At 64.8% G+C, this 1,774-nt stretch carries 1 protein-coding gene; it reads right to left on the bottom strand.

Annotated features, from left to right (window positions below):
- Window positions 1–1,754: amino acid adenylation domain-containing protein (locus MWU77_RS24330; protein WP_247275019.1), on the bottom strand; the 1,754-nt coding region annotated here is incomplete at its 3' end.
- Window positions 1,755–1,774 lie beyond the last annotated feature (20 nt).

Raw genomic sequence — 1,774 nt, 5'->3', positions numbered from 1 at the left:
CCGGAGACCAGCTTTTCGATCCGGGCAGCCAACTCCTCCACCGACCCCACCTCGAACACCACCGACACCGGCACCCGCACACCCACCACCGACGACAACCGCGCCACCACACGCGTCGCCGCCAACGAATTACCCCCCAAATCCACAAACGAATCATCCAAACCGACCCGCCCCAAACCCAACACCGACGCCACCACCGACGCCACCGACTCCTCCAACACCGACCGCGGCGCCCGAAACTCCCGCACCGCAAACACCGGCTCCGGCAACGCCCCCCGATCCACCTTCCCCACCGGCGTCAACGGCACCTCATCAAGCACCACCACCAACGCCGGCACCATATACCCCGGCAACACCCCCGCCACCCGCTCACGCACCACACCCGACTCGAGCACCACACCCGACTCCGCCACCACATACGACACCAACGCCGACTCACCCGACGCCAACACCGACCCCACCGTCACCGCAAAACCCACCCCCGGCAACGACGACAACACCGCATCGATCTCCCCCAACTCGATACGAAAACCCCGCACCTTCACCTGAAAATCGCTACGCCCCACATACTCCAACACCCCATCGCCACCCCGACGCACCAGATCACCCGTCCGATACATCCGCCCACCCGACGACGAAAACGGATCCGCCACAAAACGAGACGACGTCAACCCCACACGACCGTGATACCCCCGAGCCACCTGCGCCCCCGCCACATACAACTCCCCCACCACACCCTCAGGCACCGGACGCAAACGCTCATCCAGCACAAAACACCCCACCCCCGCAATCGCCGACCCGATCGACACCACCGAACCCGGCACCAACTCCGACGAACTCGTCGCCAAAATCGTCGTCTCCGTCGGACCATACGCATTGAAAAAACGCCGCACACCCGGAACAGACCACCGCCGCACCAACTCCGGCGTGAACGCCTCCCCCGCCACCACCACAGTCGACAACGAATCCAACCCCACCGGATCCATCGACCCCAACGCACCCGGCGTCATGAACACATGCGACACCCGCTCCGCCGCAATCAACTCCGCCAACTCCGGCCCACCACCGACACCCGCCGGAGCCACCACCACCGACGCCCCCGCCGAAAACCCCACCAACAACTCCAACAACGACACATCGAAACTCGGCGAACACACATGCAACACCCGAGACGACCCATCCACCCCGAAATGCTCACGCTCAGCCGAAATCAACGGCGCCACACCAGCATGCGACACCACCACACCCTTAGGCCGCCCCGTCGACCCCGACGTATAAATCATCCACGCCGCATCAACCAGCTCCACCGACCGCACCCGATCCGCATACGACACCGGACGCGACGACAACCCCGCCACCTCCGACACCACACCCGCATCATCGAACACCACCACCGGCACCGCAGACGGACACGACACCGACACCGCATCCACCACCGACGACACCGTCACCACCAACACAGCACCCGAATCGGACACCATGAACTCGACACGCTCAGCCGGATACCCCGGATCCACCGGCACAAAAGTCGCCCCCGACTTCACCACCGCCCACAACACCACCACCGACTCGAGCGAACGCGGCACCGCCACCACCACCGCATCCCCCGGACCAACACCCCGAGAAATCAACCACCGCGCCCACCGCGACGACACCTCATCGAGCTCCCGATACGACAACGACCGCCCACCAGCAACCACCGCCACCGCATCACCACACGACTCCACCGCCGACACCAACAACTGCGGCAACACCACACCCCGACCACGCCCAC

The organism is Rhodococcus sp. F64268 (genome assembly GCF_023015605.1).
GTDB lineage: Bacteria > Actinomycetota > Actinomycetes > Mycobacteriales > Mycobacteriaceae > Rhodococcus.
Note: the sequence above shows the minus strand (reverse complement) of the source record. Positions and strands in the feature narration are given on the sequence as shown.